The organism is Variovorax sp. V118 (assembly GCF_041154445.1).
GTDB lineage: Bacteria > Pseudomonadota > Gammaproteobacteria > Burkholderiales > Burkholderiaceae_C > Variovorax > Variovorax boronicumulans.
Window position 1 is genome coordinate 6,011,789 of the sequence record NZ_AP028663.1, and the last position, 26,819, is coordinate 6,038,607.

Annotated in this window: 26 protein-coding genes; 3 read left to right on the plus strand and 23 right to left on the minus strand. The window is 65.2% G+C overall.

The genetic code is table 11. From position 1 onward, the window contains the following. Positions 1-235: 235 nt before the first annotated feature. A complete protein-coding gene (locus ACAM52_RS27955) occupies positions 236-1,750 on the plus strand; it encodes a DUF3987 domain-containing protein (RefSeq protein WP_369645150.1) in 1,515 nt (504 codons plus the stop codon). A gap of 685 nt (positions 1,751-2,435) precedes the next feature. Next, positions 2,436-3,146 (plus strand): MobA/MobL family protein, encoded by a 711-nt coding sequence (locus tag ACAM52_RS27960; RefSeq protein ID WP_369645151.1) that lies wholly within the window; start codon positions 2,436-2,438, stop codon positions 3,144-3,146. A gap of 81 nt (positions 3,147-3,227) precedes the next feature. Here ACAM52_RS27960 and ACAM52_RS27965 read toward each other — a convergent pair whose 3' ends face one another. The 5 genes from ACAM52_RS27965 to ACAM52_RS27985 form a co-directional block, all read right to left on the minus strand. Next, on the minus strand, positions 3,228-3,497 hold the full coding sequence (locus ACAM52_RS27965; RefSeq protein ID WP_369645152.1) for a hypothetical protein: 270 nt from the start codon (positions 3,495-3,497) through the stop codon (positions 3,228-3,230). Between the two features lie 16 nt (positions 3,498-3,513). Next, positions 3,514-4,626, minus strand: coding sequence for a J domain-containing protein (locus ACAM52_RS27970; protein ID WP_369645153.1), 1,113 nt, complete (start codon positions 4,624-4,626; stop codon positions 3,514-3,516). Positions 4,627-4,728: 102 nt separating this feature from the next. Then, a complete protein-coding gene (locus ACAM52_RS27975) occupies positions 4,729-5,004 on the minus strand; it encodes a hypothetical protein (RefSeq protein ID WP_369645154.1) in 276 nt (91 codons plus the stop codon). Positions 5,005-5,082: 78 nt separating this feature from the next. After that, on the minus strand, positions 5,083-5,289 hold the full coding sequence (locus tag ACAM52_RS27980) for a hypothetical protein (RefSeq protein ID WP_208510368.1): 207 nt from the start codon (positions 5,287-5,289) through the stop codon (positions 5,083-5,085). Positions 5,290-5,350: 61 nt separating this feature from the next. After that, positions 5,351-5,761, minus strand: a complete 411-nt coding sequence (locus ACAM52_RS27985) for a hypothetical protein (RefSeq protein ID WP_369645155.1) — start codon at positions 5,759-5,761, stop codon at positions 5,351-5,353. 141 nt (positions 5,762-5,902) lie between these two features. Here ACAM52_RS27985 and ACAM52_RS27990 point away from each other — a divergent pair, with 141 nt between their 5' ends. After that, positions 5,903-6,358 carry a helix-turn-helix domain-containing protein gene (locus ACAM52_RS27990; protein ID WP_369645156.1) on the plus strand — a complete coding sequence of 152 codons (456 nt, stop codon included), beginning with the start codon at positions 5,903-5,905 and terminating at the stop codon, positions 6,356-6,358. 11 nt (positions 6,359-6,369) lie between these two features. On the opposite strand, the gene ACAM52_RS27995 is transcribed toward ACAM52_RS27990, so the two are convergent. The 18 genes from ACAM52_RS27995 to ACAM52_RS28080 form a co-directional block, all read right to left on the minus strand. Next, entirely contained in the window at positions 6,370-7,020 is a 651-nt protein-coding gene (locus ACAM52_RS27995; RefSeq protein ID WP_369645157.1) for a hypothetical protein, read from the minus strand. A gap of 263 nt (positions 7,021-7,283) precedes the next feature. After that, positions 7,284-7,421, minus strand: coding sequence for a hypothetical protein (locus tag ACAM52_RS28000; protein ID WP_369645158.1), 138 nt, complete (start codon positions 7,419-7,421; stop codon positions 7,284-7,286). Between the two features lie 148 nt (positions 7,422-7,569). Then, positions 7,570-7,794 (minus strand): hypothetical protein, encoded by a 225-nt coding sequence (locus ACAM52_RS28005; RefSeq protein WP_369645159.1) that lies wholly within the window; start codon positions 7,792-7,794, stop codon positions 7,570-7,572. Continuing rightward, entirely contained in the window at positions 7,791-8,576 is a 786-nt protein-coding gene (locus ACAM52_RS28010) for a hypothetical protein (protein ID WP_369645160.1), read from the minus strand. The genes ACAM52_RS28005 and ACAM52_RS28010 overlap by 4 nt, the downstream gene beginning before the upstream one ends. A 230-nt stretch (positions 8,577-8,806) precedes the next feature. After that, positions 8,807-9,067, minus strand: a complete 261-nt coding sequence (locus ACAM52_RS28015) for a hypothetical protein (RefSeq protein WP_369645161.1) — start codon at positions 9,065-9,067, stop codon at positions 8,807-8,809. Then, positions 9,048-9,335 carry a hypothetical protein gene (locus tag ACAM52_RS28020; protein WP_369645162.1) on the minus strand — a complete coding sequence of 96 codons (288 nt, stop codon included), beginning with the start codon at positions 9,333-9,335 and terminating at the stop codon, positions 9,048-9,050. Before ACAM52_RS28020 ends, ACAM52_RS28015 begins: the two co-directional genes overlap by 20 nt. Beyond that, positions 9,332-9,643, minus strand: a complete 312-nt coding sequence (locus ACAM52_RS28025; protein WP_369645163.1) for a hypothetical protein — start codon at positions 9,641-9,643, stop codon at positions 9,332-9,334. The genes ACAM52_RS28020 and ACAM52_RS28025 overlap by 4 nt, the downstream gene beginning before the upstream one ends. Further along, entirely contained in the window at positions 9,640-10,179 is a 540-nt protein-coding gene (locus tag ACAM52_RS28030; protein WP_369645164.1) for a hypothetical protein, read from the minus strand. Before ACAM52_RS28030 ends, ACAM52_RS28025 begins: the two co-directional genes overlap by 4 nt. A 1-nt stretch (position 10,180) precedes the next feature. Further along, positions 10,181-10,813, minus strand: coding sequence for a YqaJ viral recombinase family protein (locus tag ACAM52_RS28035; RefSeq protein ID WP_369645165.1), 633 nt, complete (start codon positions 10,811-10,813; stop codon positions 10,181-10,183). A gap of 210 nt (positions 10,814-11,023) precedes the next feature. Next, the gene (locus ACAM52_RS28040; RefSeq protein WP_369645166.1) at positions 11,024-12,013 is read right to left on the minus strand and encodes a DUF932 domain-containing protein; all 990 of its coding nucleotides are present in this window, start codon (positions 12,011-12,013) and stop codon (positions 11,024-11,026) included. A gap of 165 nt (positions 12,014-12,178) precedes the next feature. Beyond that, on the minus strand, positions 12,179-12,622 hold the full coding sequence (locus ACAM52_RS28045) for a hypothetical protein (RefSeq protein ID WP_369644591.1): 444 nt from the start codon (positions 12,620-12,622) through the stop codon (positions 12,179-12,181). A 495-nt stretch (positions 12,623-13,117) separates the two neighbouring features. Continuing rightward, a complete protein-coding gene (locus tag ACAM52_RS28050) occupies positions 13,118-14,692 on the minus strand; it encodes a TolC family protein (protein WP_369645167.1) in 1,575 nt (524 codons plus the stop codon). Beyond that, on the minus strand, positions 14,689-16,005 hold the full coding sequence (locus ACAM52_RS28055) for an HlyD family type I secretion periplasmic adaptor subunit (RefSeq protein WP_369630121.1): 1,317 nt from the start codon (positions 16,003-16,005) through the stop codon (positions 14,689-14,691). The genes ACAM52_RS28050 and ACAM52_RS28055 overlap by 4 nt, the downstream gene beginning before the upstream one ends. Positions 16,006-16,083: 78 nt before the next feature. Further along, entirely contained in the window at positions 16,084-17,919 is a 1,836-nt protein-coding gene (locus ACAM52_RS28060; RefSeq protein ID WP_062479672.1) for a peptidase domain-containing ABC transporter, read from the minus strand. 91 nt (positions 17,920-18,010) lie between these two features. Beyond that, positions 18,011-18,304, minus strand: a complete 294-nt coding sequence (locus ACAM52_RS28065; RefSeq protein WP_062479670.1) for a hypothetical protein — start codon at positions 18,302-18,304, stop codon at positions 18,011-18,013. Continuing rightward, the gene (locus ACAM52_RS28070) at positions 18,301-21,390 is read right to left on the minus strand and encodes a Mur ligase family protein (protein ID WP_369645168.1); all 3,090 of its coding nucleotides are present in this window, start codon (positions 21,388-21,390) and stop codon (positions 18,301-18,303) included. Before ACAM52_RS28070 ends, ACAM52_RS28065 begins: the two co-directional genes overlap by 4 nt. 114 nt (positions 21,391-21,504) lie before the next feature. After that, on the minus strand, positions 21,505-22,002 hold the full coding sequence (locus ACAM52_RS28075) for an OmpA family protein (protein ID WP_062479666.1): 498 nt from the start codon (positions 22,000-22,002) through the stop codon (positions 21,505-21,507). 89 nt (positions 22,003-22,091) lie between these two features. Then, positions 22,092-26,642, minus strand: coding sequence for a hypothetical protein (locus ACAM52_RS28080; protein ID WP_369645169.1), 4,551 nt, complete (start codon positions 26,640-26,642; stop codon positions 22,092-22,094). Positions 26,643-26,819 lie beyond the last annotated feature (177 nt).

Here is a 26,819-nt window from a genome sequence, read left to right on the forward strand (position 1 = left end):
CGCCGCCCTGCGTGGACCGCCTCCCGCAGCGGATCGTCCTAAATCGGTTCTGACAATCCGCCGGCATGCAGCCCGGAGGGGAACGCCTTGATTCTCGGGGCTGACGAACGAACAGAGGGCCATCCAGACCGAGCTGTCTAGTAGCGAATCGGATGAATGCTCACCCGCGTCCTTGTCGAACTCGAAGCAGAGATCCTCGACCCTCAGATCAAATTGAAATGGAAAAACTCTACAAATGAACCATCGCGTCTGGCGAGATGAAAGATTCGCCCCCCCTCTTCCCCCTTTGCTTTGGAACGCGGTTTGTGCAACCTATGCGGAAACACAGGCGCCATACGCTTCGGTTCTATCGGCCTATCTAGGAGTAGCCACCACTGCGGTTCAATCCTTCGTTCGAGTCAAGTGCCCAACAGGGCCTACTTGTCCTGTAAACGGATGGTTTGTTTTTATGGCAGGTAGCGGAGAACGTAAAAGCTCGGCGATAAATGCTGCAACCAGCTCGATCAAGGAGTTCGACAGGAAAGAGCGAAGGCTTGCCGAGGCCGCGCATCAAGAGTACTCAGTCAAGACAAAAATTTGGGAGAAATCAGAAAAGCGCCGACTAGAGGAATTCTACAGCTCAACAAGAGAAGATTCAGAAGGCATAGAAGATGAAAACAACGAAGAAGTAAAAAGGCCTCCATCTCCCCCAAAACCGGAGAAGCCACTTTTCTTCAACCTGCTTCAAGAAAATCTCACTCCCGAAGCATTGTACGAAATTCTTGATAGAAACGTACCTTCGATCTTGATCCGCAGCGCCGAGGGTGGCCTTGTTTTTCGGTCACCTCTATTCAAAAAGAATCCTCAAATATTGGCAAGCGCCTGGAGTGGTGAGGATATCGGAAATTCGCGCGCGACCAGGAAGCCGAAGAAAGATATCTATATCGAAGATCCTAAACTCTCCTTGCTCATCGGGGTGCAGAAGGAGATATTTTTTGACAGCTTCAGAAACAATGTTTCGCTCATGCAAAACGGCGGATTGCTGGCACGCATGCTGATATGCGAAAGCGAAGCCAAGCGAGGATACAGAACAGCAGGGCCTCCGCCGCCAACGGATGCAGCGGAAAAATTCCACGAGAGAATCAGTCAAATACTCTCCACCGATCGCGCGCTGCTGAAAAATCCCTACGAGATAGAATTCGAACCATGGGCCGCTTCCGCGATCCAACGCTACTACTGGGATACGGAGCAAGGTCAGCTCCCTGGTGGCCCATTTTTCGAAATTCCCGAAGCGGCCTCCAGAACAGCGGAAATAGCGTGTCGACTTGCTGCGGTCTTTCAGTTTTTCGAGCACGGCCCATCTCCCGTATCTTCAAAAAATGCTGAAAGAGGCGTCGACTTTGCCAAGTGGTATCTAACTGAGCACCTGCGACTTTTTGGTCCTCAACCCACGGCTCCTCAAGCATGGAAGGATGCGGAATTGCTCCTGCCCTGGATAAAAGAACAAGCAGGGAAAATTAGCTCAGACCGCATTCTTTACAACAGAGTTCTTAACGCAGGCCCCATCAAGAGTCGCCGCAAGCTGCGTGCGGATCCTGCGCTCAACGAGTTGGTGGCGTGCGGGATGGTCACGGTCTCCATGGACAACAAGACTTGGTACGTGCAGGTCACGCCGCACGGGTGGGTGAATGACTATGTGTCGCGTCCCATGATGGAGACATGGCCGACTTCGCCCCCAGGTCAACTTGAAGCAATACCAAGCCGAGTCTGACTGCGATCTTCGCGACTAATCGCAGAAATCGCAGACATTTCTTTGCAGTGCTCACTCGTTTTCATGGGTTGATGACCTGACGGTTTGCGACTCATTGAAGCGCGCGACCAGCCCCACCGGCGACCGCCTCCTCATGACAGTTGTCGCTGATCACCCTGAATTCACTGCCAAGGCATGGCCCGGGCGTGCCCTGACAGAAGATGAACTGGCCAGGCCGATGCGCCCGGCTATACCGCCACCGCACCCTTCAGCCTGCCATCTGCGACAGACTGATTGCAGCCTTGTTGGCTTCATAGTCTTCGCAATTCAATCGATATTCCTCTCCTCCCGTGGAGGCTTTGTCATTCCGTAATTTCTCAGGCGTTGGATTTTTCACTGCCTTCTAGTACCACTCGCCGGGCAACTTTCTCAAGGAAGCTTGTTCCCTGCACGCGCGCAAGAAATCATCGAATCGATGTCCTTTCATTCATTGCGGCTCTCAATGGAATACTCTTTACTCAATAAAACAATCGGCAATCATTTTCAGTTGCGTTTTTTTGATCGCTCATGAGCATGATTTGGAGCAGCGACACATCGCTGCCCCGGTAAGGCAATCATGGAAAAAGCTTGTGGTCGAGAACAAAGATAAACAGCATGTTCACTTACCGTTTCTCATTTTTTGAGTCAACGAGAAAGGAGCTACTTCATGGCAGCATCGCGCTTCGAAATAAAATCCCATAAAAAAGGAAATGCCGCCCGGCATTCGCGCTACATAAATCGACAAGGGGACAAAGCCGCAGATGATCTCGTGGCCTTTGGCTGCGGCAACCTGCCATCATTCGCAAACAATCAACCTCAGACCTTCTGGGCAGCCGCGGATCGTTTTGAGCGCGCCAATGGTTCTGCGGCGAGAGAGTATTTGATCTCATTGCCGAAGGAACTTTCCGATGAGAAAAATACAGCGTTGGCATGGCAGATTACCGAGTTCATAACTCTAGACCGCCCTTTCGAGTTTGCCTTTCATCGGCCAAGGGGAAAAATTTCTGGAGACGACCACCCGCATCTTCACATTTCGCTCTCGGACCGAGCACCTGATGGCATCGAACGGCCGCCAGAGCAGTATTTCCGGCGTGCCCATCCAACACGCCCAGAAGCAGGTGGAGTCCGCAAGCTGAGTGGAGGCAAGACTCCCGAGCAACTGGCGAGTCAGGTCAAACAGACCAAAGCCAGCGTGGCTGCACTGATCAATGCGGAACTTGCGAGAAATGGTTACGCGGCGCGGGTTGACTATCGCAGCAATCAAGAGCGCGGAATAGCAAAGGTGCCCGAGCGGCGTTTGCATCCAGCGTTGATCCGCAATCTCGGCCCAGATGAATTAGGCTGCATCAGAAAAGGTCGAGAAAATCACCGCACCTAGGAGCTCCTTGAGTGCTACGGCCGTTTGTTGGCCGGGAGTATTTCGCAAGCGCTTCACCAGTTCTTTTACGGCCATCGACGATCACCCGATCGGGTGCATTCTGATTTGTATTGCCACCGCCGCCGAGCTGGCCAAAGGCTTGTCGCCCCAGTGGTAGACCATGTCGCTCGCCGTCACGGCGCAATTGTGATGACGAGCAAGGCTGGGGGCCACGATGTCGATCAGCCCTGTTACCGTCACCGGCGCGCCGCGGTCCGTGGTGCTGCCGTTGCCGAGCTGCCCGTCGAAGTTGCGGCCCCAGCACGCGGGCGTGCCATCGGCCTTGACGGCGTAGCTGTGGTCCCAGCCCACCGCCAGCCCGCGCGAACTATTTCGCGAAGAACTGCTCCGCTCTTTCCTTCTCACGTTCCTCGCGAATCACTGAGAAGAGGTTCTTCAGCATTGCGCGCAGGTCTCGAATTGCGACAGGCTCGTCCCAGTTGCCCTGGAACAGGTCCTGATCGATGGAGGCCCCTCCCTGGTTCAATGAGGTGACCGCCGCCTCGCACAGCTGTCCAGCCTCCAAGGTCCATCGATAGGCCAATCTCGCCCTTTTGGGATCGTCCAGCGCTTCACGAGAAAGTTCGAAGAGCTTCGCCAGCGCCCGCCGGTCCAGCCACTCCTCTCCCACGTCCTGCTCGACGGGCTCCAACAGATTGGAGAGCTCGACGAGTCGCTGCTTCGCCGCCGCGTAGACCTCTTGGCTCAAGACCGGATCGGTCCATGGCGCGTCGGACGTCGCGCGTGAGGCACTGTTTGTCGCGTTCGATGAGTCGCTCGGGCCTCTCTGTCTCAGAAACTCTCGGATGACCGCGACGATCCGCTCCATTTCCGGCTTGTCGACCATGGGACAGTCGGCGACCTGATGGCCGTTGACCCAGACGGCTGTCCCGCGGATGTCGAGGGAGCGGATGTCGGCCCAAGGCAAGTCGGTAGTCGCCGACATCAGCTCTTTGATTCGCATCCCCTCCTCGGTCAAGACAATGCCTTCTTTGGCTCCGCCGAACACCGTGGTGTCAATGAGTGCGACAACATCTTCTTCCTTGATGTCGGCGGCGTAGTTGCCTCGAGCCGCACCGAGTTTCTTTGCTGGGACGCGTGGAGCGAAGTAGACCCGCGAGAACCCCCCATAAGGGGCCAGCCGCGCCTGCACCAGTTCCCGAAAGCTTGCACGAGCTGCAGGTTTTTCGGTCGCGCGCGGCGGTCTCAGGCCCTCATCCGCTTGGGGGCGCGAGTCGAATGCCTTTCGCCCGACAGGATCTGACAGCGCCGCATAGGCGACATTGACCTCCTGCATTTTGTTGGTTGCCCACTTCACCGTGTCGCCATCGGCAGTGGCGTACTTGTCAGGGTGGTACTGTGAGCGCCGGCTCCTGTAGGCGAGTTCGATCTCCTGCTGGGAGGCGCTGGGACGTATGCCCAGCACGTCGTAGTGGTTCATGGCTTTGAAGAAGCAGTTGCTTGAGGAATGCCCGATGGACTCCCCAAAAAAAGAAGGCATACCGACCACGCCCAATCGGAAGATTGGGCGTGGTCGGAGAAGCTATTGGTAGAGCTTCTGGCAGGTGCCGGACTCGTAGATGTCGCTGATCTTCTCGGCTTGGCCGCGGGGGCTGAGCTTGTAGAGCGCCATGTCGTCCGTGAACTTGTCACGTAAACCCATCATGTACTGGCCCGGGTTGCCCGTCTTCTGATCCAAAAGCGGTTTGACTTTCATGACGGCGGCGCTGGCCTGCTCTTGACGCCCAAGGATCTGCGCGACGTTGGCGCATTTGTAGGCGTCATAGATGCGGCTTTCATCGCTGGAGCAGGCCGTCATCCCCGCGGACGCGACTATAGAAAGCATGACGAAAATAGGTCGGCATGAAGAACTCTGTGGCATGTTGAGCCCCATTCCTCAAGCGAGGTAGATGGCGACCAGGATGGCGATCAGGAGGATGGCCCCGATGAATCCGCCCAGTGCCGGAAAAATCACGGCCGGCCAGACCAGAGCCTTGCCGAACGCTACGCCGAAGCTCGCGCCCGAGACGAAGATCCACTGGTAGAGCAGAACGAGGACGCCGACACCGCCGTAACCTGCGATCAGTTTTGCTTTGAGAGTCATTGTTGAGATGGAATGAAAAGTTAATGAGGGTTGGAAATCTGACGACGCGGCCGACACCGTGTCAGCAGCGATGCTTCTTGTTCACCGGTCGTCGGGGATCGGTGCCAAGCACGGCACCTTCCTTCGTCATGCACACGCCGTCGGCACAGGCATAGCCAGGCGCCTTGAGCACAGCGCGGTCGGCATCGCCGATCTCGCAGCGCAGTTCGTCGAAGTCGAATTCCTTGTAGGCCTTCACGCGTTCGGTGGTCGTGTAGTACACGCCGCTGCCGCCCGCCTGCACCTGGATCGGATAGACCGGGTACTTGAGGTCGCGGCTCCAGCCCTGGATCTGAATCTCCATGGCCGATCGGTCGATCTGGTGCCTCACGGCATCGGGGTTGATGAGCGGATCGATGCCCTTGGCAAGCGCCAAGGGCGTCAAAGTGATCGCGGTGAGCGCCGCGAAGATGGTGCCGAGCATGGTTTTCATGGGTGGCCTTTCAAGCAGGGGAAAAGAAATTGACGAAGCTGCGATGTCGCTGCAGCGGTTCAGGCAGGACATACCGGCTGCCACTCGAAACCTGGTTTCAGTTCTTTGGCATCGCTTTAAAGATGCGTTTGAATCTCCTTTTTGATCAAAGCGAACCTCACCGGACGAGGCAATGCCCAGCAGCACGTAGTCCGGCCTTGCTGCCGATTGCATCTGAATGTTAAAGGGTTTCAAACACCGTGGTTTCAAACACCTCGTTTTTCGAGCATCGAGGGCATGCCTCGTGCCGCTCCTCTTTCTCTTCGCCTGGTGTTTGCCCGCAATATCCGCCTGATGCGCATTCACGCGGGCATGTCGCAGGAGCGCATGGCCGCCGAGGCCGGATTGGACCGAGCCTTCGTTGGCACGCTGGAGCGCGGCCAGCGCAACATCTCCATCGACAACATCGAGTTGATTTCCAAAGCCATCGGCGCACCCGCTCATGAGCTGATGGACCCGGACTTGCCGCAGCAGCGCGATCTCGATGTGACATTGACCCGAGCACCCCGTACTGCGCGCCCCTATCCGGTCAAAAAGCGCAGCAGTCGTCGCAACTAGACCCCGCCTGGCTAGCTGCGCCATAGGACGATCAAGCTGCGCAGACGAACCGCACACGCCTCACCCGTGAGGTGACGGCAGTTCAACGTGAACCCCGGGCTCGCGCGTACCGACCTGCCCGCCTCGGCTCGCAGCTCGATGCGCACGTTGTGGGCGCAGGCCCAGGGTTCATTTGCGCCGGCATCCAGCAACAACAACGCCTTGGGCTCGCCAGTCGCACGGTCCCACTCCACCCCGATCACCGTCGCCCATCGGTTGGCGGCGGCGGATTCGAAGTGCACCAGGCATGCGTGGCTCGCGCGCAGCGCCTCCAGTGCGATCGCCCCGAGGTGGCCCGTTTGGCCGGAATCTGAGACGTGCAATTCGGCGACGATGGGCAAGCCAGTAGCATCGATACAGCGCAGAACGCTGTCGTCGCCAGTTCCCTGCAATGCCTTTCGAGCCAAGCGCTGGGCCTCTCTCATTTGCGGGCGGGACAACTGCCCCAGTACCGCGAGGCACTGGATCACGCTGATCAGCGCACCAGTCCGGACCGACGCTGATTTTCGGATGAGCAGGTTCTCGTACGTGAGGCCATCTACGCCGCTTGCATGCTGCGCGAGGTACTGGACTTCGGTGTCGAAACGGATGCCCCTCACGAACAGGTGCTCAAGATGGGCCATGGGGTTGTCGCCTTTCTCTGGGGGCGTCATTCGTGATGACAGCCCTGTTGATGTCAGCGCATGCGATCCATGCGACGCTGGGCCGCGTCAGGGTCTGTTCTTTGTGCATGAGTAGTCCTTGGTGTGGTTTGAATCTGAATCCAGCCCGCCCCTTCAATCCGCTGGGGCGGGCCGCTGGGAGCCCCTGCGGAAACGGGGCACGGCCATCGAACCGACCAACTCGATGGCGATGTGGTGATCTGCCGGTTAAGAACCCGCCGGCCTCAGCCGAAGACACGTGGACAGTCCCTGCGCCAGTAGCTGCAAAAATTCCATCCCAGCCCGAGGCCCAAGAGGATTCCGGTCGCGAGCACGAGTGCGAAGGCCGTGAGGTAATCAATCGGCCCGTAGCAGATGTTCATGGCAATGTCCTGATCTCTTTCTTTCTGGTTGGTGAGGCGAATCTCCAACTCCACAAGGACGAAACCCCGGTCCCTTGAGAGGGGGCCGGGGTCTGTGTCGTCGAGATGAGAAAAAGGAGATCGGGTGGGCTGCGTTCTGATGCCGCAATTAAAGTAGGGGAGCACGGACAGGCTCTTCATCTGGCAACTGGAGTTGTCGCAATCGCGCCTCCTCTTCGGTGGCGCGCCAGGCCGCTTCCTGCTGGAATGGATCGGTTTGCTTACGCTGCAACATCACGCGATCCACCCGCTGAAGAAAGGCCTCATCGAGCGGAAACATCTCCTTCTGGCCGACCTCGTTCGTCGCGGAGATCGCGTCAGATGTGCGTCTCATGAGGGCCTGCCCTCGAAGAAGATCGCCTGCACGCGCTGGGCGCCAGCGCCGTGGGCCGGAAAACCCACGATGGCGGCGCGATCGCGTTGCTGACAGATCCCGCAGTTCAGGCAATCGGAATTACCCGTGCTGGCGGGGCAGACGATCACCTGGCGCCCGGCCGGCGTTCGTATTGGCTTGGTGAGCCCCTGAGGCAGCACTACAACCACCGGCGCGATGCCAAGGTCGGCATACGCGTCAGCCTGGACCAAGGTCTCGGCACTGAGGTTGATCGTGAAGCCAAGCCGGTTCGCATTGAGGATCGCCGCCCGGTTGTCAGGGGTGGGCGGATAGTGCGTGTAGGTGAACCCGCGACGCCCCCGATTTGCCATGGCCAGCCGTGTGAGCTGGCCGGCATCGATGACGCCGGGCGCCTCGGGCGTCAGATCACCCGCCTGGTTGTGGCGCCATAGGGCATGGCGCCGCAAGGTCGCGATCTCCTCGAGCAATTCATCGAAGCTGTGGCCTCGTCGCCCCTCGGACACGCTGCGCCAATGGATGGCCAGGGGCCCGCTTTCGGCATAGCAGCCATTGCCCTTGAAGCTGCAGCTCGGCGGGCACGAGTTCGCACTCGTCGTCGTCACCGGGATCGGACCGGTCTTTCGGTTGCGGCTGACGCGCACCAGGTGATAGGTGCAGATGTCCTGTTTGATGGAAGCTGCAGGAGAGTGATTCAGCCGTTTCTGGGACGGCCTGGTTGATTGCGGGCGAGCGTGTGCCTCCGCCATGATCGGAATAAACAAAGTTGATCCTCTATGTTGTGAGCGCAGCCGTTGATGGCGACGCCATGAAGTGCCGGCCCCAAGGGGCGATAAGGGGCGAGCCAGACCCACGCGCGCACCGCCACCACGCTCCAGGCCAGAGAGGCCGGGGCGTGGTGGGTGCGTGCGTAGGGGATGAAGGCGAACCGGGAGGTCCGATGCGCATGCAGGGCGCCTGCATGCAGTTGCAGCGAGTCCGCTCCCTTCGAGAGTCAGTGCCCTTGCGCGGGCGACGTGGCGGGTGGGATCGGCTCGTTGGGGCCCAGCCTTCTGGCCAGCTTGTCCCGCACTTCCACAGCGCAGCCATGCCAGGCACGGCCGCTGACCATGGGCGTGTCCAGCGCCTGGGGATCCGTTTCAGCGACGCGCCTGGCGTACTGCTCCAGCGCCTGCATCACGAACGCTTGGATGAGCGCACCATGGGCGCTGAACTCCATCAACTCGGTGACGAATTCAACGTTGGTCGACGGCATGCTGGCTCTCCTCATTCACCTCGCACACCTCACATGTCGACTGCAGGATCTCGAAGCCCGCATCGGCAATGAGGCCCGGATCCAGCAGCATGACCAGGTCATCCGAGATGCCCGAGCGCATCGACGCCCACGCCTCATCGTCCAGGCCATCCTCGCGTGCCCGGCATTGCGCAGAGCGACGCAATGCCTCCTCATCGAAGACGGCAAGCTCGATGCTGAAGACCACCACCGTGCGGGGCATGGCCGAGGTGAACGCGGTGCCGCTCATGCATCCTCCCCGGCGTCGATGCGCGAGATCTCCGCGCCGAACGTCAGCGCCGCGTTGTCGGGGCTGGGCGGTCCGTTCTGGCGAATCCACCAATCGGGCGGGCTGTACGGCACGGTCATCACACCCAGGTAGCCGCCTTGCGAGGCGTAGCCCACCACCTTGGCGCGGCCGATGCCGTTGATGCGGATGAGCACGTCGTCGCCGATCGCGGGAACCTCGAAGTCGGCCGACCACTTGAATACGTCTTGGGCGAAGGGGTCGCGGGTATGGGGCGGCACTGTGGCGTGCCGCCGGAATCTGGTTTTCATGAATGTTTCTCTTGGGGAGGTTTTTCTTCGGACGGCAACACCGTCGCATTGCCGAGTTGTCGGGATTTCAGGCGGCAGATCAGGCCGTCGCTCTCTCGCGCGACGTCCCAGCCACGGCGGCCGAGACTTCGGCGCAGTACGTAGGTCGATTCGCCGTAGGAGATGCGCAGGCCCGGGCGGATGGCGGCTCGTCTGGCGACCCGGTTTGCATGGAACTCGCGCACCTTCTCGCGCCATGGGCCTGCGTAGGGCCCAGTCGGAGGACTGGCCCGAGCCAGGAAGGCCAGCGGACAGTCGAAGTAGTACGGCCCGCAGCTTTCGTCCATGCTCTTGACAGCCACTTCACCCTTCCTGCAATCGATGAGGGTCAGGCCGATCCAGATGCGTCCGGCGTGTTCGCCCGAGCGGTTCTGCGCCAGGAACCACAGGCGGTTGCCGATCGCGCGATGGGCCAGCACCGCAGCAAAGGCTGCGACGCTATGCCGTTCGTCATGGAGGGCTTGGTCCTTGGTGGCCCGGTAGACGATGCTGCCCATCTCAGACCTCCGCCCGATCGCCCGCCAGCGGCGCGCAGTCGGTTGCCACGCAGTGCCAGAACTCGCGCTCGGCATCGATGAGTCGGGAGATCTCGACCTCGTCGCGTTCGACCCGGTGGATCCGCAGGTCCTGGCCGCAGATCAGGGCAACCACATCCAGGGCCTGGGCGCCTGTGACAGCCAGCCGATGCAGCATCTGGATCCGGACATAGGCGGGAAGGCCCGCGCTCCAGAGCTCAGCCGCGTGCATGCCGACGCATCGACACTCCAGCAGCTGGACATCGGGAGCGCCGACGACTTCGCGGCCGGGAAGCGCCAGCATCCAGGGGTGCTGCGGGTGCCGCAGCAAGGCGCGAGTGCGTGGCACCTGGCGCCCCGTGCGCAGCGCATAGTGCGCCGCCACGATGGGCTCGAGCAGGCGGTCCCAATAGGCTGCGGTTTCTGCGGACTGAACGAGGAAAGGATCGACAGGCTGCAGCAGGTCGTGACGCTCGGTCTTCTCCATCCACAGCCGCACGGCAGACTTGAAGGGATCGCGGCCTACGGCCGCCGCGGCGTCGAGACTGACGAGGCCGGCTTCGACCGCGCTCGGCCAGCGTTCAGATGTCGGATCCTGCGAACAGGTGGATGGCACCAGGCGCAATGCGGGGGCACGCGGCCGCAGACGAGTGCTTGGGGAACGTTGTGTGCTTCGGGGTGTTGAGTTCATTGATTTCTTTCTGAAGGTTCAAACCGCCCATCCAGCAAAAAGCCCCGCCCTCTCGGTGGAGAGGCGGGGCTTTGGTGGAGGAGCTGAGTGGAAGTGGTGGGGAACGCGGGCGGGAGAGGTGAAGATCCAACAACGTCAAGCAGCGAGCTCCAGCGCATGGGCCAACGCGCGTTGCTTGAGGGCAGCGCCCTGGCCGAACCAAGCGCTGTCCAGGCGGTACTCGCGGTTGCGAGCCCGGCGTTCGTGGTCGACGAATTCGGTCATTGCGCTGAGCAGGCCCCAGGTCGTTCCACGGGCAGCGGCGAGTTCAGCCCCGCGGCCCTTGCCCTCGTACAGTTCAAGGACCTTGCGGGCGGCCCAGGCACGCGGCATGGACTGGGTGCCGGCCTGCGCTGTGGCGAGTCCATTCGCTTCGCTCGGCCCGTAGAGCACATGCTGGATATAGGCGTTGACCTCCTTGCTCTTGACCTTGCGCTCGGACAGGGCCGTCATGCGGTACATGAACTCGTCCCACTGCCCGATGGCAATGCCCAGTTGCCGTTTGACGGCGTCGGCATCAAAGCAGGTGTTATGGGGCACGCGAATCACGTTGCTCGTGTTTTCCAGTGCGATGGCCAGGGTGTTGTTGCACACGACCCGCACGGTCGTCGGCGTGACCGTGGTGGCCAGCGTGCCGTCGCAGGAGGTGGCGAACAAGAGGTAGCCGTTGACGGTGTCGCTGCCCTTGAGCACGGCCTGCTTGCCGGTGCGCGCCAGCGCCCAGACCTTGCGCCCGCCCTTGAGGACACCGGCCGTCTCCATCTCGTAGCCGCCGATCTCGGTGAGGTCGCGGTAGAACTCCAGAACTTCGCGGGGCTGCACGATCTGGTATCGGTTGCTGACGATCGACAGTGGCGCATGGGTGTCGCTGCGGTAGAGCACCTTCTGTTCGGCGAAGGATTCCAGAGCCTGCAGGGAATCGCCTTCAGGTCGGGTCATGAAGCGCACGGGGGTTTCCTGAATGGTCCAGTCCATGCCTGCTTGCTCAGCCCAGACTTGAAGAGGCTGCTTGGGTTGAAGGCGGTGGCCCAGGCGATGCCAGGGGGTGTCGCCGACGTAAGCCATTTGTTCGATTTGATGTGCCATGGAAGGTCTTTCTTGAAGTTGCGCGCACAGGCGCGCGCTGGCCGAGAAGCTGCAAGAGCCTCGGCCAGGAGGATTTGGGGCAAGGAGGAAGGAATCGACGAGCCGAGTGGCTCAAGGGTGCGAAGCGCGAAAGTGCGGAAACGGGCAGCTGTGCGTCAGGCGAAATCAGGATCGATCAGGATCGATGCCCTCCGGATTTGGCTCGGAGTCGGGATTCATCGTTCGAAAAGGTGACGGCGTAGCCGGTTCGGCCGACGACCATTGCGTTTCACTGGTTCCGCGCTGGCCACTGAAGGTGTGACCGCACGCGGTACATCGGCAGTTGTTCAGAACTCGGTCATCGACGACACGGCCGAAGCTGGCGCCGACCTCCGTGCCGAGCGCACCGCCGCCCAGAGCGCCGAGGACGACCCCGATGGCGGTGCCGAGGCTGCCGCCCACCGGTCCGGCGGCCATGCCAATGGTGAAGCCAGTGCGGGCGCCGCGCAGTGCACCAGCGATGCCGCCGGCCGCACCGGCCAGACCGCCGAGCGTGCCACCGGTTCGCTGGGCTACGTCACGGGTTTCGATGCGGTTGGAGCCGCAGTTGGGACATTGAAAGTGGGACAAGCTGAAGAAGCTCCTTTACAGGCGAGTGAATGGAAGAGAAGGAGCACCCAGACGGCAAAAAGCCCGGCGGACCGCGAGGTCGTGCCGGGCTTCTTGCTGGTTTAGCTGGTTAGGTCCGAGAAAGTGAGACTTCGGTCGAGGGATGAGGGAGAAATCAGCCCCCTCGCACGTGCTCAGCCGGCTGGACAGGCCAAGTGTTCACTTCTTGTCTGTGCTCACCTAAGTCATATAGGTCTGAAAAATTCTGGATTCAAATTTGCTCGTCCGAAATCGAGCTACGGGCGCCACGCAGACGACCCCAAACCTGATATTCCCCTCGAAAAGGACAGAACACACCGCCTGCCAGACCCCAGACGGCACAAAGCCCAGCGAGGCAAAGATCGCGCTGGGCTTTTGTTGGGCAAGATACGCTTTCTACTATCTATGCCGTGTTCATATTGAGAGCATTGGAATCTCTGGAACGGAGCACTCCGAACAGCATGTTGATCACTTGTTTTACGGAGTCCCGAGGCGCGTCGTCCGGCGCAGCGGCGGGTTCGCGATCGCTGCACCGGGCGCGCGGTCGACCAACGGTTCGCTCGCGCAGGTCGTGTTGCTCGAGATGCACAGCGCGCCCAGAAGGCCGTCTTCGGTCAGGACGTTCCGGCTCGGGGGGCCGAAGATGCGGTCGATCCAGTTGTTGGCGCCGATGGGGTCGATGCGCAGTTCGCCGGTGGTGCGCGCCAGGCGCAGCTCCGAAATGCGCAGGTCGAACACGCCGTCGATGTAGTCGAACAGCAGGGTGTAGTAGTCGAGTTGGGCATCTAGCACCTGGGGCAGTGTCTCGCGGCCGAACTCCATGAGGCGGCGGCGGCCGCGGAAGGCCTGGCCCGAGGTGCTGACGGCCTCCATCAACTGGCGCTCGCGTTCGCGGCCAGCCACGGTGCGGGACCATGACGACGCGGTGAGCTCCATCAGGTTGAGCTTCACGCCCTCCATCTTGGCTTCCTGGTTCGCGACTTCGGCCAGGGCGCCCTTGAGCTTGAGCTGGCGGTCGAAGCCGTTGCCGAAGTTCCAGTTGAGTTCGAAGGCGGCGCGCGTGGGGTCCTGCGGCGACACGCCGCGCGGGTCCTTGCTCTTCACGACGACGGCGTCGAGCGTGGGGTACAGGCTGGCTTCGGTCTGGTCGACCAGCGCACGCGCACGCGCCACGCGGCCCTGGGCTTCGGCCAGTTCGGTGCTGCGCGCTTCGGCGCGGCGCAGCGCTTCTTCCTGCGAGCCGATGCGCCAGTGCGCCGGTGCGGCGAGCACGGGCAGCGATTCGGGCGCGGGCGAGAACTTGAAGTAGTTGCGGAACTTGGCCAGCGCCTCGTCGCGCTGGGCCTCGAAGTCGGACTCGCGCGCAGCGACGAGGGCGCGGCGCGAGGCGGCCATGTTGAGGTCGTTGTCGCCGCTCACACCGAGCGCCACGCGGCGCGCCTCGGCCTTCGACAGGTCGGCCACGACTTCGGTGGCGCGGTGCGCGATCTGCTTTTTCAGGTCGAAGCGCTGCACCTGCAGGTAGGCGGTGAGCGCGTCGAGCACCACTTTCTGCGACGTGGTGGTAACGGCTTCGTCGTCGGCCTGGTTGCCGAATTCGGCAGCGCGCTGCGCCGCGCTCATGGCGCCGCCGTCGATCAGGCTCACGCGCGCTTCGGCGGTGAGCACGGTGTAGTTCTCGCTCTTCGCGTCCTTGGCGCCGCTGCTGTAGGTGCCCGACGACGTGCCGACCTTGAAGCGCGGGTAGCGCGCCATGCGCGCTGCGTCGACGCCGAAGCTGCTGGTGTTGGCCGCGGCCTGCGCAGTCAGCACTTCGGGGTATTCCTGCGACAGCGCGATGAGCGCCTGCTTCACGCGCTGCGCGTAGCTGGCGGCGCCGAGGGACGGCGGCGACAGGCGGCGCGACAGTGCCAACGCTGCAGGTGGCCCCTCCTGCTCCGGCGACGGTTGGGCATACGCGGTGGGCGGCAGCGCCATGCTGACGCACAAGGTCGCGCAGAGCACTCCCGGGGCGATGCGCGCGCGCCGGCCCGGCAACACGGGCTTGCTCATGGTTCGCGGAAGGCTTCGCGCCGCAGTTTGAGCACAGGCCGCAGGATGTACCAGATGAACGGATCAGTTCCCACGCGCAGGTCGACTTCGGACTCCATGCCGGCGGTGATGCGGTTTTCCGGCCGCCCCACGTGCGACTGCGACATGCTGATGAGCAGCCGGTAGTACGGCGCGCCGCTGGCAATGGCGGCATCGCGGTCGGCGTCGGCCGCCACGAGCTTGACCTTGCCGTCGACGGCGCCGTAGCGCAGGTAGTCGTAGGCGGTGATCTTCACGCGCGCCTCCTGCCCCACTTCGACAAAGCCGCGGTCGTTCGGGTTGAGGCGCGCCTCGACCATGATCTCGTCCTCGTCGGGCACCACCTCCAGGATGGATTCGCCGGGCTTCACTACCCAGCCGGCGCTGGAGCTGCGCAGGCCCTTCACGATGCCGTCCGCAGGCGCCTTCACCACCGTGCGCGAGCGCTGGGTGCGGGCGCGCGCGAGGTCTTCGCTCAGGCTGGCGAACTGGCGCTCGACGGTGGCCAGTTCGTCCGATGCGCGGCGGCGAAAGCGGCCCTCGGCCTCGGCCATCTTGGCCTGCGCCTCGGTGATGGCGGCCTGCGCCGAGATCACGCCCTGGCGCGCCACGGCGAGTTCGCTGCGCACGCCTTCGGCCTGGCGGCGCTTCTCGAGCACCTCGACCTGGCCGACGAGTTTTTCGCTGAGCAGCTGTTCGGAGATCTCCAGCTCTTTCTGCATCAGCGCGAGCCGGTCGTTCAGGCCCTTGGCCTTGGCCTGCTGTTCGAGCTGCTTGCTGCGCGCCTGCTCCAGGCCCGACACGGCGCCGGCCATGACGCCGCGCTGTTCGAGCGCGCGCGCCTGATAGGCACCGACCTCGCCTTCGAGCACGGCTTCGTCGATGTCGGCATCGAACGAATCGCGCTTGAGCGGCTGGCCGCGGCTCTCGGCAATGAGTCGCACGCGCGTGGCCTGCGTGGCGGCGTAGCGCGCGGTGAGCTCCTCGAAGTTCAGGCCGCTGCCGCCCAGGTCGATCTCGACCAGCGACTGGCCCTGCTTGACCTTGTCGCCTTCTTTCACGAGCACGTTGCTGACGATGCCGCCTTCCAGATGCTGGATCGACTTCACGCGGTCGGAGGGGATCACGCGGCCCGGTGCGACGACCACGGTTTCCATCGGAAAGCCGAGCCCCACCGCCGCCAGCACCGCGACCGCGCCGCCGATGATCCACTGGCGCCGCCGGCCTTGCGGCGTGGTCTGCGCCGCCTGTTTCTCGCTCTCGCCCTGAAGCACCTGCGGCAAGTCTGGTTTCAAAATCCCGTTCCCCTGTCTCTGTCTGTCAGTCGGTCGATCCGTGGCAACCACGAATCACGCATCGCGTGGCCTTCTTGCTCACGCCATCGAGCGCGAGGCGGCCGGGACGCCTGCATTGTTGCCGCTGCCGTCGTCGGTGGTGTCGCCCAGCGCCACCAGCGGCTTCTTCACACCGAAGAGCTTGGGCACCATGACGGCGGCGGAGCCGATTTCCACGTTGCCCTGGCCGGTGACGTGATAGACGGCGGTGGCCGCCGACACGATGCGCAGCGAGTGCGTGACCACGACCACAGTGCGCACCTTGGCCACCGCGAGCATGGTCGCGAGCAGGTTGCGCTCGCTTTGAAAGTCGAGGTCGTTGCTGGGCTCGTCGAGCACCAGCACCGAGGGCTTGCGCAGGAAGCTCATGGCCAGCGCGAGCTTGCGCCGCTCGCCGACCGAGAAGCCGGTGCCGCCCTCGCCCACCACGGTGCGATAACCGTCGGGCAGGCGCGAGATGAAGTCGTGCGCGCCCGAGAGCTTGCAGGCCGCCACGATCTGCTCGTCGCTCTGGCCCGGCGCTCCGCGGCGCATGGTGTCAACCAGCGGACCGCCGAACCAGTACACCTCTTGCGAGAGGTAGCTGATCCAGCGCGACAGCTCTTCGCGGCCGAACTGCGAGAGGTCGTACTCGCCGATGCTCACCACGCCATGCGTGGGCGTGTACAGGCCCGACAGCAGCTTCACGAGCGTCGACTTGCCCGCGCCGTTGCGCCCGACGATCACATGCAGGCCGCCAGGGCCGATGTCGAGGTCGACGTTTTCCAGCACGGGCTGCGGTGCGTCTTCGGTAAAGCTGAAGCTCACGTCCTTGAGCGTGACGCGGCCCAGCGGCTGCGGCAGCGCCATGCCGGTGGGCGCTTTCTCTACCGGCTCGCCGAGCACGGTTTCGAGGCGCTTGGCGGCTTCCTTGGCGGTGGCAAGCGCACGCCAGTTCGACACCAGCCCGGCCACCGGCTGCAGCGCCTTCAGGGCGAGCATGTTGGAGGCGACCAGGCCACCCACCGTCATCCACTGCTGCATGACGGCAATGGCGCCGACGGTGACGACGATCACCGAAAACACGGTGAGCAGCACGGTGGTGCCGTCGCGCGCGGTTTCGATCTGGCCGTTCTTGCCGAAGCTCTCGCTGAGCCAGGCGTTGTAGGTCTGCTGCCAGACCTCGATGGTCGGGCCGTCGTTCGACTGCGCCTTGAGCGTCTCGCGCGCATGGCAGATCTCGGAGGTGATGCGATCGAGCCCGCGCCCGCGCAGCACTTCTTCGACGCGGCCGGCGCGCACTTCGTCGGCCCACCACCAGGCCAGGAACGCCATGATGGCCAGGAAGGCCGCCACCACGGGCAGCACCGGCAGCGCGACGATGCCGATCACGATCAGCGCGAAGATCGCCATCGGCAGGTCGAAGATCGATTGCGCGAGCCCGCCGGTGACGGTGCCGCGCACCGCGCCCACGTCGCGAAAGAACAGCTGCCAGGACGAAGCCGGCCGCGCCTCGAGCGCGCGCAGCGGCCGCCCGAGCATGGAGTGCAGCAGCGCGCCCGACACGCCGTGGTCGACGGTGGCGCCCGCGTTGCGCAGCAGGCGCGAGCGCCGCGTGCGCAGCCAGAACTCGATGCACAGGAAGAACAGAATGCCGCTCACCAGCGCGGCGAGCGTGGAGACGCCGCTGCGCGAGAGCACGCGGTCATACACCTGCAGCAGGAAGATCGAGGGCAGCAGCCCGAACAGGCTGATGGGCAGCGACAGCCAGGCCGCGCTCTTGACGAGCGGGTAGGCCGCGCGAAACGCATCGTTCAGCGCACCGGCATACGGACTGGCGCCGGGGACTTCCGGCCTGTCGGCAACCAGCTGGCTGGGCAAGAGGAACTTGATCATGGAGAAAGACCGATCCGTCGGGCAACGACGCCTGCATCATTATCAACTGTTACCCGACTGTTACAAGGCAAAAATTCGCCTCTGACGCCTCTCAGCATCGGTGGGTGCGAACCTGCGCCGGACCGGTCGTTTCCGCGCCGCGCGTTCCTTGCGGCGCGGCGTTTTCCCTGAGCGTGCAATTCATCGTTTTGTGGGCATGGCTGTGGGTCGCGGTGCGGCCGGACGAGCCCGGCAGGCCTTCGGCAAAAACGAGGGCGATGTTGGCGCACAGCAGCATCAGCAGCACCCAGGCGCACAGCAGCTGCAGCCAGCCCAGCCACCAGCGCCGCGGGGGTACCTCGCGTTCGGATTCATAGGGGATGTGGACCAGTGCGTTCCATCTCATGGCAGTGCTTTCAAAACCCGGGCCAGCCGGGAAAGACCGACACCCGCGGAGCTTTTCGCCAGCACCCAGTCGCCTGGTTGCAGCAGCCCGCCGAGTGCGGTGGAGAGGTCGGACACATCGACAAACCAATGGGAGCGGACCTTGGTGCGGATGCGCGTGTGAAGCGCCCGCATCAAGGGTCCGCACAGGAGCACGCGGTCAGGTTGCGACGCCAGCAACTCGGCCTCCAGATCGAGGTGATGGCGTTGCGCCGCGGGCCCCAGCTCCTGCATGTCGCCCAGAATGGCCACCCGGCGCGCAGGCTCGCAGGGGGCTTGTGACAGCAACTCAAGCGCCGCCCGCATCGAACTCGGGTTGGCGTCGTAGGTTTCATCGATCAGCTTGAAGCTCCCGCCGCCGATGTGAATGGTGTGCAGCGCACCGCGTCCGCCCGGCGGCTCGAAGTGCGCAAAGGGTTCGACCGCGGCGGCCAGCGGCAGGCGCAGCGCCTGCAGCGCGGCCAGCGCGGCCACGGCGCTCGCGCCCATGTGGCGGCCCGGTGCGTTCAGGCGCAGCTGGAAGGGCTCGCCGGCCACCTCGGCCTGCACCTCGCCGTGGTCGAAGGCGAGCAGGCGCACGTCGGCGTCCTTGTGCTCGCCGTAGGTCACGATCTGCAGCTGGTGCGCCATGGCCGCTTCGGCGAAGGTGGCGAACTCGGGCATGTCGCGGTTGAGCACCACGCGGTCGCCCGCGGCCATGGCCTGGAACATGCGGCAGTCCAGCCGCGCGGCGGCCTCCGACGGGCCGCGGTGCTTCTGCGACGCGGCCGACAGCCCCGTCACCACGATGAGCGAGGGCCGCATCAGCTGCGCCGAGGCCGGCATGTGCGAGGTACCCATCTCGAGCACCCAGTAGGCGGCGTGGCGCGGCATGCAGGTGAGGTTCCACGCGATGCCCGACGGCAGGCTGATGTTGCCTTCGGGCTGCGCCACCTCGCCCCACACGGTGAGCGCGCCGGCCAGCATGGCGGCCACGGTGCTGCTGCCCGCGCCGCTGCCCAGCACGCCGCAGACGCGGCCGGTGAACTCGGTGCGTGCGTGGTCGCCCAGCTCGAGCACGGCCTGCAGCACATTGGGCACCTGCAGCACGGGCACGCGCTTGTCCAGGTGCGGCTTGGGGTCGGTGCACAGCACGGCCGCGGCCGGCTGCAGCACGCCCTTGAGCGTGACGGCGGCCAGCGGCGTCTTCGAGGGCCGGGCCTGGTGTTCGAACACGACGCGGCCCTTGCGCATGAAGGTGCGCTGGGTCACGCCGGTGGCGCGCCAGCCGTCCTCGGGCTTGACCACCCATTCGCCGCCGGTCACGCGGGCCATCTCGCTGGCCGTCCAGACCGCGCCATCGTCGCGCACGCCACCACCACCGCCGCCGGGGCCCGCGCCGCCGGGCTGGCTGCGCCGGTCCAGCAGGTAGCGGTGGTAGGCCGCGAAGCCCGTCACGTACTGCTCGACGTCGTCGATGCGCACGCGGAACGAGTGGTGCCGCACGAAGAAGGCGCCGACGACCGTGGACGGCCGGCGGAAGTACATCGCCATCTCGGGCCAGAAGAAGCCGTTGAGCAGGTAGTGCGCGCGGTAGTCGAGCGCGCGGTAGAACTTCTCGGTGTCCAGCTCGTCGAGCAGGTGCCGCATGGCGGGCATGCTCTCCAGCCGCTGCAGCATCTGCTGCGCCGCCAGCATGAGGCTGAGCAGCGTGGGAAAGGTGGTCTTGCGATCGAGCACGAAGTCCAGGTAGCCCGCCACGTTCTGCAGCCCGAAGCGGAAGTAGCGCTCCTGCGGGCTCCACTGCGTGAGCTCGTTCACGCAGCCGCTGAGCCAGTGGTCGTGCGATTGCCAGTGCTGGCTCGCAATGAAGTGGTCGAAGGCTTTCTCGACCGCGGCCAGCCAGCGCGGATCGCGCGTGAGGCCGTACAGGCGCATGAGACCGAAGGCCGCTTCGCCGTCGTAGAAGATGACGCGCGAGGCCTGCTTGAGCGACAGGTCGGCCGCGTGCAGCACGTGGTCGAAGCGTCCGCTGGCCGGGTCCTGCAGCGCCACGATGCCCAGTGCGAGCTTCTCCAGCAGCGGCAGCCAGTGGCGCGTTTCCATCAACTCGCAGTAGCGCACGAACATGCGCACGCAGGCCGCGTTGCCGCCCAGGCGAATCTCGCCGCCGGTGTCGACCAGGTAGGCCACCTCGCGGCCGTCGGGCAGCGTGTAATCGCGGATCAGTGCGTCGGTGAGGTGGTCGATGGCGCGGTCGATGGCCGCGCGCAGCGTGTCGTCGCGCGTGAGCTCCCAGGCCTCGAGCATGGCGTGCACGGTGCCGGCATGGCGCATCGCGTCGTAGGTCGGGATGCGGCGGTCGAAGCACGGGAAGTAGCCGTACACGAACAGGCCATCGCTTTGCATCTGGCGCGCCAGGTACGACGAGCCACTGCGCACCAGCTCGAGCACCGCCTGCGGATTGAGCGCCGGCAGCTGGCGGCGGCCCGCGTCGAGCCCCGTGCCCACGAGCTTGTGCACCACGCCGTCGGGCTGGCAGAACACGCCCACCGTGGCCAGCAGGTACACGGTGCGCTCGGACGACTCTTCCAGCGGCAGCGTGCGCTCGAAGCGGGCCTGCGCATAGACGTCGAAGTTGCGCACGTTCACCACCGAATGCGCGATGGTCGAATCGCCGCACAGCATGGCGTTGGCGTTGAGTTCCTGCTCGGTGAAGGCGAAGCCGAAGTCCTGGTCGAAGGCCAGGCCGAGCCGGAAGTAGTTGCGCTTGACTGCGGTGAGCTGGGTCTTGAACTGCGTCCAGTCCATGGGACTGGCGCCCTCGACCCAGTCGATGCGCAGCCAGGGCGAGACGATGCCGCGCTCGCGCACCCATCGCTCGACGAGGTCGGCGCCTTCGCGCCAGGCGGTCTCGAAGTCGTCGGCCCGCGCATGCACGACGTGCGCACGCTGGGAGCCGTCGCTCACCGAGAAGAAGAGCGTGAAGGCCGGGTACGGGGCAGGCAACGCCGCGCACACGGACACCAGGCGCTCGTGGCAGGCGTGGAGCTGGTCTGAGAAGGACATCATTCGGCCCCGGTCGAATGCGGGCGAAGGCCGGTCGCGTCCGTCATCTGCTCTCGCTTGAATGACGTGATCGCGGACCGGAAACCGCCCGTGAAATCATCGCGTGCTCCCGATTCAGCGGTAGCTGAACTCGGCGCGACGATTGAGCTGATGGCCCTCCTCGGTGGTGGCAAGCGATGCGGGCTTTTCAATGCCCCAGCTGACGGCTTCGATGCGTTCGCCCGGCACGCCCATCTGCGTGAGCATGCGCTGCACGGCCTCGGCGCGGCGCTGGCCGAGCGCGAGGTTGTACTCGCGGCCGCCGCGCAGGTCGGTGTGGCCTTCGATCACGACCCGGCTCGCCGGCCGGTTGCGCATGTAGCCCGCGTGCGCCTCGACGATGCTGCGGTCGCCCGTCCTGACGTCGTACCGGTCGAAGTCGAAGTAGACGATCTTGGCCGGTGTGTTCGGCGGCGGCGGCGGGGGTGCCGGCTCCACCTTGGGCACTTCGCGCACGCTCTTGTTGGAGTAGTAGTAGGTCGCGTCGTCGCGACCGCCCTTGGGAGGCACACCGCAGGCAGCGAGGCTTGCGCCCATTGCCACGAGGGCCAGTATCCGGAAATTCTTGTTCATGACGGTCCTTTCGCGGGACGGGCCGCTGACGGCCCGTCCCTGTCTGCTTGCTATCGAGGTTTCCCTTCCTCCTTCTTCGTGTCCTTGGATCAGCCCAGCAGGCCGTGCAGGATGTTCGTCACGGGTGCCAGGGCACCGCCGGCCGGGCTCTGGTCGAGCAGGCTGGTGATCGGGGTGAGCACGTTGTCGAGCACCGGGGCCACCGTGTGTTCGACGGTGTCCAGCACACCGGTCACGACCGCGGCCACCGGGGCTGCCGGCGTGCCGGCGAGGATGTCGGTCACCGGTTCGACTGCGTTGGTCACGGTTTCGACCACCGTCGAGACCACCGAGCCGGCCGAGCCGTCGAGGATGCTCGTCACCGGTTCCAGGATGCCGGCCACCGGTTCGGCGCCGCCCGTCAGGCCGCCGAGCAGGCCGCCCACGAGGCCGTCCGCACCGAGCAGGCTGCCGACCAGGCCGTCGTCACCGAGGACGCCGCCGAGCAGACCGCCTTCGCCGCCGCCGAGCACGCCGCCCAGGAGGCCGCCGTCACCGCCGAGGACACCACCGAGCAGGCCGTCGTCGCCCAGCACGCCGTCGAGCAGGCCACCGGCGTCGCCACCGGTCACACCGCCGAGGACACCGCCCAGCAGGCCGTCGTCACCGAGGATGCCGTCGAGCAGGCCGCCAGCGTCGCCGCCGGTCACGCCACCGAGGACACCGCCCAGCAGGCCGTCGTCGCCGAGGATGCCGTCGAGCAGGCCGCCAGCGTCGCCGCCGGTCACGCCGCCGAGGACACCACCGAGCAGGCCGTCGTCGCCGAGGATGCCGCCGAGCAGGCCGCCGGCGTCGCCACCGGTCACGCCGCCGAGGACACCACCGAGCAGGCCGTCGTCGCCGAGGATGCCGCCGAGCAAGCCGCCGTCACCACCGAGGACGCCGCCCAGAAGACCGTCGTCACCCAGCACACCGCCGAGCAGACCACCTTCACCGCCGAGGACGCCGCCCAGGAGGCCGTCGTCACCCAACACGCCGCCAAGCAGACCACCGTCGCCGCCGAGGACGCCACCCAGGAGGCCGTCGTCACCCAGCACGCCACCGAGCAGACCACCGTCACCGCCGAGGACTCCGCCCAGGAGGCCGTCGTCGCCGAGGATGCCGCCGAGCAGGCCGCCGTCACCGCCGAGGACGCCGCCCAGGAGGCCGTCGTCACCCAGCACACCGCCGAGCAGACCACCGTCACCGCCGAGGACGCCACCCAGGAGGCCGTCGTCACCCAGCACACCGCCGAGCAGACCACCGTCACCGCCGAGGACGCCACCCAGGAGGCCGTCGTCACCCAGCACGCCGCCGAGCAGACCACCTTCACCGCCGAGGACGCCGCCCAGCAGGCCGTCGTCACCGAGCACGCCGCCAAGCAGACCACCGTCGCCGCCGAGAACGCCACCCAGGAGGCCGTCGTCACCGAGCACGCCGCCGAGCAGGCCGCCTTCACCGCCGAGCAAGCCGCCCAGCAGGCCGTCGTCACCCAGCACGCCTCCGAGCAGACCACCTTCGCCGCCGAGGACACCACCCAGGAGGCCGCCTTCGCCGAGCACGCCGCCCAGCAGACCGCCTTCGCCGCCGAGCAAGCCGCCCAGCAGGCCGTCATCACCCAGCACGCCGCCGAGCAGGCCACCGTCGCCGCCGAGGACACCGCCCAGCAGGCCGCCGTCGCCACCCAGCACGCCACCCAGCAGGCCATCGCCACCGATCAGGTTGGCCACGCCGTCGGTCACGAAGTCGACCTGCGTGTCCACTGCGTTCAGCAGGCCGTTCGTCGCGCCGGCGCCGAGCAGCTGGTCGACCACCGGGCTGACCAGGCCGCCCACGCCGTCCGTCACGTCGTCGACGAGGCTGTCGGCCGGGTCGAGCACGTTCGGGTCGTTCGGCGTGAAGCTGGAACCGAGCACCGGTGCCAGCAGGCCGTCGACCGTGTCGGTCAGGCTGTCGGTCAGTTGCGAGACCGGGGCCAGCACGTCGCCCAGGCCGAGGTCGCCGAGCACGCCGTTGTTCAGGCCGTTCACCAGGCCGGCCACCACGCTGTCGGCCGGGTCGAGCAGGGCCGCGCCGGTGCCGGGGGTGCCGCCACCGCCGATGCCGCCGAGCACGCCGCCCAGCAGACCGCCGACGAGGCCTTCTTCACCGAGCAGGCCGCCCACGGGGCCGTCTTCGCCCAGCAGGCCACCGACCACGCCGTCCGGTCCGAGCAGGCCGCCGACACCGTCGCCACCGAGCAGGCCACCCAGCGGGCCGTTATCGCCCAACAGGCCACCGAGCAGACCGTCGTCACCGAGCAGGCCACCGATGGGGCCGGTGCCGCCGAGCAGACCGCCGACCAGGCCGTTGTCGCCGAGCACGCCGCCCAGCACGCCGTCGCCGCCGAGCAGGCCGCCGATGGGGCCGGCATCGCCGAGCAGGCCACCGACCAGGCCGTCGTCACCCAGCAGGCTACCCAACGGGCCGTCGCTGCCGAGCACACCGCCCAGCAGGCCGTCGTCGCTCAGCAGGCCGCCAACCAGGCCGTCGTTGCCGAGCAGGCCGCCGATGGGGCCGCCTTCGCCGATGACACCGCCGAGCAAGCCGCCCAGCAGGCCGTCGTCGCCGCCGAGCAGGCCGCCCAGCGGGCTGTCGGCGAGCAGGCCGGAGATCGCGCCGTCCTGGCCAAGCAGGTTGTCGATGAGGCCACCCTGGCCGAGCAGTTCGCCGGTGAGGCCTTCCGAGCCGGCCAGGCCGGCCAGCACGCCGTCGCCGCCGAGCAGGCCGCCCACGAGGCCGTCGTCACCCAGCAGGCCGCCCAGTGCGCTGTCGTCGCCGAGCAGGCCACCCAGCAGGCCCTCTGCACCGAGCAGGCCGCCAGTGAGGTTGCCGAGGGCGCCGTCGCCGAGCAGGCCGCCGACGAGGCCGTCCTCGCCGAGCACGGTGTCGAGCAGGCCGCCGACGGCGGTGTCTTCACCCAGCAGGCCGCCGACCAGGCCGTCCGGTGCCAGCAGGCCACCGACCAGACCGTCTTCGGCCAGCACGCCGGCCACGAGGCTGCCTTCGCCGAGCACGTTCTCGAGCAGGCCGCCCAGCGCGCCGTCGTCGCCCAGCAGCTGGTCGGTGACACCGCCCAGGCCGAGCGCGTCGGTGAGGCCGCTGACGATGCCGTTGTCGCCGACGAGGTTGCCCAGCGCGTTGTCGAGCGCGTCGGTCACGTAGTCGACCTGGTTGAGCAGGCCGTCCATGATGGCGCCGGCCGCACCCGCGCCGAGCAGCGGATCGAGCAGCGGGCTCAGCGTTTCGCCGAGCGGGTCGGTGATGCTGCCGACGGTGTCGTCCACCGGGTCGAACTGGTTCGGGTTGTTGGCCTGGAACTCTTCGCCAAGCAGCGGAGCGAGCACGTCGTCGACGACGTCGGTGAGGTTGTCGACCGTCTCCGACACCGGGGTGAGCGAGCCGCCGAGGCCCAGTGCGTCGTCGATGCCGTCGAGGGCGCCGCCCAGGATGCCGTCGGCGGGGTCGAGCAGGTGGTCGCCGTCTGCGTCGGAGTCGGAATCGCTGTCCGAGTCCGAATCGCTGTCGGAGTCCGAATCGGAGTCGCTGTCCGAGTCACTGTCGGAGTCGGAATCCGAGTCGCTGTCCGAGTCCGAGTCCGAGTCCGAGTCCGAGTCCGAGTCCGAGTCCGAGTCCGAGTCCGAGTCCGAATCAGAGTCGGAGTCGGAGTCGGAGTCGGAGTCGGAGTCGCTGTCCGAATCGGAGTCGGAATCCGAGTCACTGTCGGAGTCGGAGTCGCTGTCCGAATCCGAGTCAGAGTCCGAATCAGAGTCGCTGTCCGAGTCAGAGTCGGAGTCGGAGTCGGAGTCGCTGTCCGAATCGGAATCCGAGTCGCTATCCGAATCCGAATCCGAATCGCTGTCCGAGTCAGAGTCGCTGTCCGAGTCAGAGTCGCTGTCCGAATCCGAGTCGCTGTCAGAGTCCGAGTCGGAATCCGAGTCCGAGTCAGCGTCCGCATCGGACTCACCGCCCGGGCCGCCCACGAACAGCGGGAAGCCGGTGGTGCCACCGTCGCCGCCACCGCCGCTCAGTGCAGCACCCAGCGCCGCGGCGCCCAGGGCGCCCAGCGCGAATTCACCGAGACCGATGCCGCTGCCGGCCGCGGTCTTCTTGGTCACTGCCAGGGCGGCCGCATCGGCGTCGCTGTCCGGCGGGGTCACCTGCAGGTCGCCCGAGGCGACGTCCACATTCACTTGTTCGAGGCCGCCGGGCAGCTTGGTCGAGCCGATGGTCGCATCGGTGCCGCCGGTGAAGACGCCGGCCAGCGGCGCCTTGTTGGAGGCCGATCCGGGGAACAGCACGTTGGCCTGGCCGCCGTCCGGCACGATCACGCGGTCGCCGGCCATCAGGGTCTGATTGCCGTCCACCGGAATGCGGACACCCTCGCGCATCACTGCAACGCCGGGCGTAGCATTGGACAATGTGCCCACGCTGGGCGACGCCACGGCCGCAGGCGCGGCGGAGGCGCCGGCGCTGATGCCCGGCGTGCCGAGCGGCGTGACGGTGGCTTGGGCGAGAACCACGGGCGCGCCAGTGGCGGCGAGCCCTTCGGTCGAAACGGTCGATGCTTGTGGAGCGGTCATGGCAGCCTCTGTGACAAAAGATGCATCTACAGGGGCAACTTGCGTGCCGCTTTTCCGCCGCCGTGCCAACGCCGCGCCATCGGCGCTTCAAGTGATTGATTTGTATGGATATTTTTCTGAAAACTGCGCAACACACCGACCTCCGAAACAGCCCGTAAGGAGGTCAATTCGCGATTC

Excerpts from the sequence above, each read along its gene's own strand:
- ACAM52_RS27955 (WP_369645150.1), top strand. The coding sequence starts at position 236 with ATGAACCATCGCGTCTGGCGAGATGAAAGATTCGCCCCCCCTCTTCCC.
- ACAM52_RS27960 (WP_369645151.1), top strand. The coding sequence starts at position 2,436 with ATGGCAGCATCGCGCTTCGAAATAAAATCCCATAAAAAAGGAAATGCC.
- ACAM52_RS27970 (WP_369645153.1), bottom strand. The coding sequence starts at position 4,626 with ATGAACCACTACGACGTGCTGGGCATACGTCCCAGCGCCTCCCAGCAG.
- ACAM52_RS27975 (WP_369645154.1), bottom strand. The coding sequence starts at position 5,004 with ATGACGGCCTGCTCCAGCGATGAAAGCCGCATCTATGACGCCTACAAA.
- ACAM52_RS27980 (WP_208510368.1), bottom strand. The coding sequence starts at position 5,289 with ATGACTCTCAAAGCAAAACTGATCGCAGGTTACGGCGGTGTCGGCGTC.
- ACAM52_RS27985 (WP_369645155.1), bottom strand. The coding sequence starts at position 5,761 with ATGAAAACCATGCTCGGCACCATCTTCGCGGCGCTCACCGCGATCACT.
- ACAM52_RS27995 (WP_369645157.1), bottom strand. The coding sequence starts at position 7,020 with ATGGCCCATCTTGAGCACCTGTTCGTGAGGGGCATCCGTTTCGACACC.
- ACAM52_RS28000 (WP_369645158.1), bottom strand. The coding sequence starts at position 7,421 with ATGAACATCTGCTACGGGCCGATTGATTACCTCACGGCCTTCGCACTC.
- ACAM52_RS28005 (WP_369645159.1), bottom strand. The coding sequence starts at position 7,794 with ATGAGACGCACATCTGACGCGATCTCCGCGACGAACGAGGTCGGCCAG.
- ACAM52_RS28015 (WP_369645161.1), bottom strand. The coding sequence starts at position 9,067 with ATGCCGTCGACCAACGTTGAATTCGTCACCGAGTTGATGGAGTTCAGC.
- ACAM52_RS28020 (WP_369645162.1), bottom strand. The coding sequence starts at position 9,335 with ATGAGCGGCACCGCGTTCACCTCGGCCATGCCCCGCACGGTGGTGGTC.
- ACAM52_RS28025 (WP_369645163.1), bottom strand. The coding sequence starts at position 9,643 with ATGAAAACCAGATTCCGGCGGCACGCCACAGTGCCGCCCCATACCCGC.
- ACAM52_RS28030 (WP_369645164.1), bottom strand. The coding sequence starts at position 10,179 with ATGGGCAGCATCGTCTACCGGGCCACCAAGGACCAAGCCCTCCATGAC.
- ACAM52_RS28040 (WP_369645166.1), bottom strand. The coding sequence starts at position 12,013 with ATGGCACATCAAATCGAACAAATGGCTTACGTCGGCGACACCCCCTGG.
- ACAM52_RS28050 (WP_369645167.1), bottom strand. The coding sequence starts at position 14,692 with ATGAGCAAGCCCGTGTTGCCGGGCCGGCGCGCGCGCATCGCCCCGGGA.
- ACAM52_RS28060 (WP_062479672.1), bottom strand. The coding sequence starts at position 17,919 with ATGATCAAGTTCCTCTTGCCCAGCCAGCTGGTTGCCGACAGGCCGGAA.
- ACAM52_RS28065 (WP_062479670.1), bottom strand. The coding sequence starts at position 18,304 with ATGAGATGGAACGCACTGGTCCACATCCCCTATGAATCCGAACGCGAG.
- ACAM52_RS28070 (WP_369645168.1), bottom strand. The coding sequence starts at position 21,390 with ATGTCCTTCTCAGACCAGCTCCACGCCTGCCACGAGCGCCTGGTGTCC.
- ACAM52_RS28075 (WP_062479666.1), bottom strand. The coding sequence starts at position 22,002 with ATGAACAAGAATTTCCGGATACTGGCCCTCGTGGCAATGGGCGCAAGC.
- ACAM52_RS28080 (WP_369645169.1), bottom strand. The coding sequence starts at position 26,642 with ATGACCGCTCCACAAGCATCGACCGTTTCGACCGAAGGGCTCGCCGCC.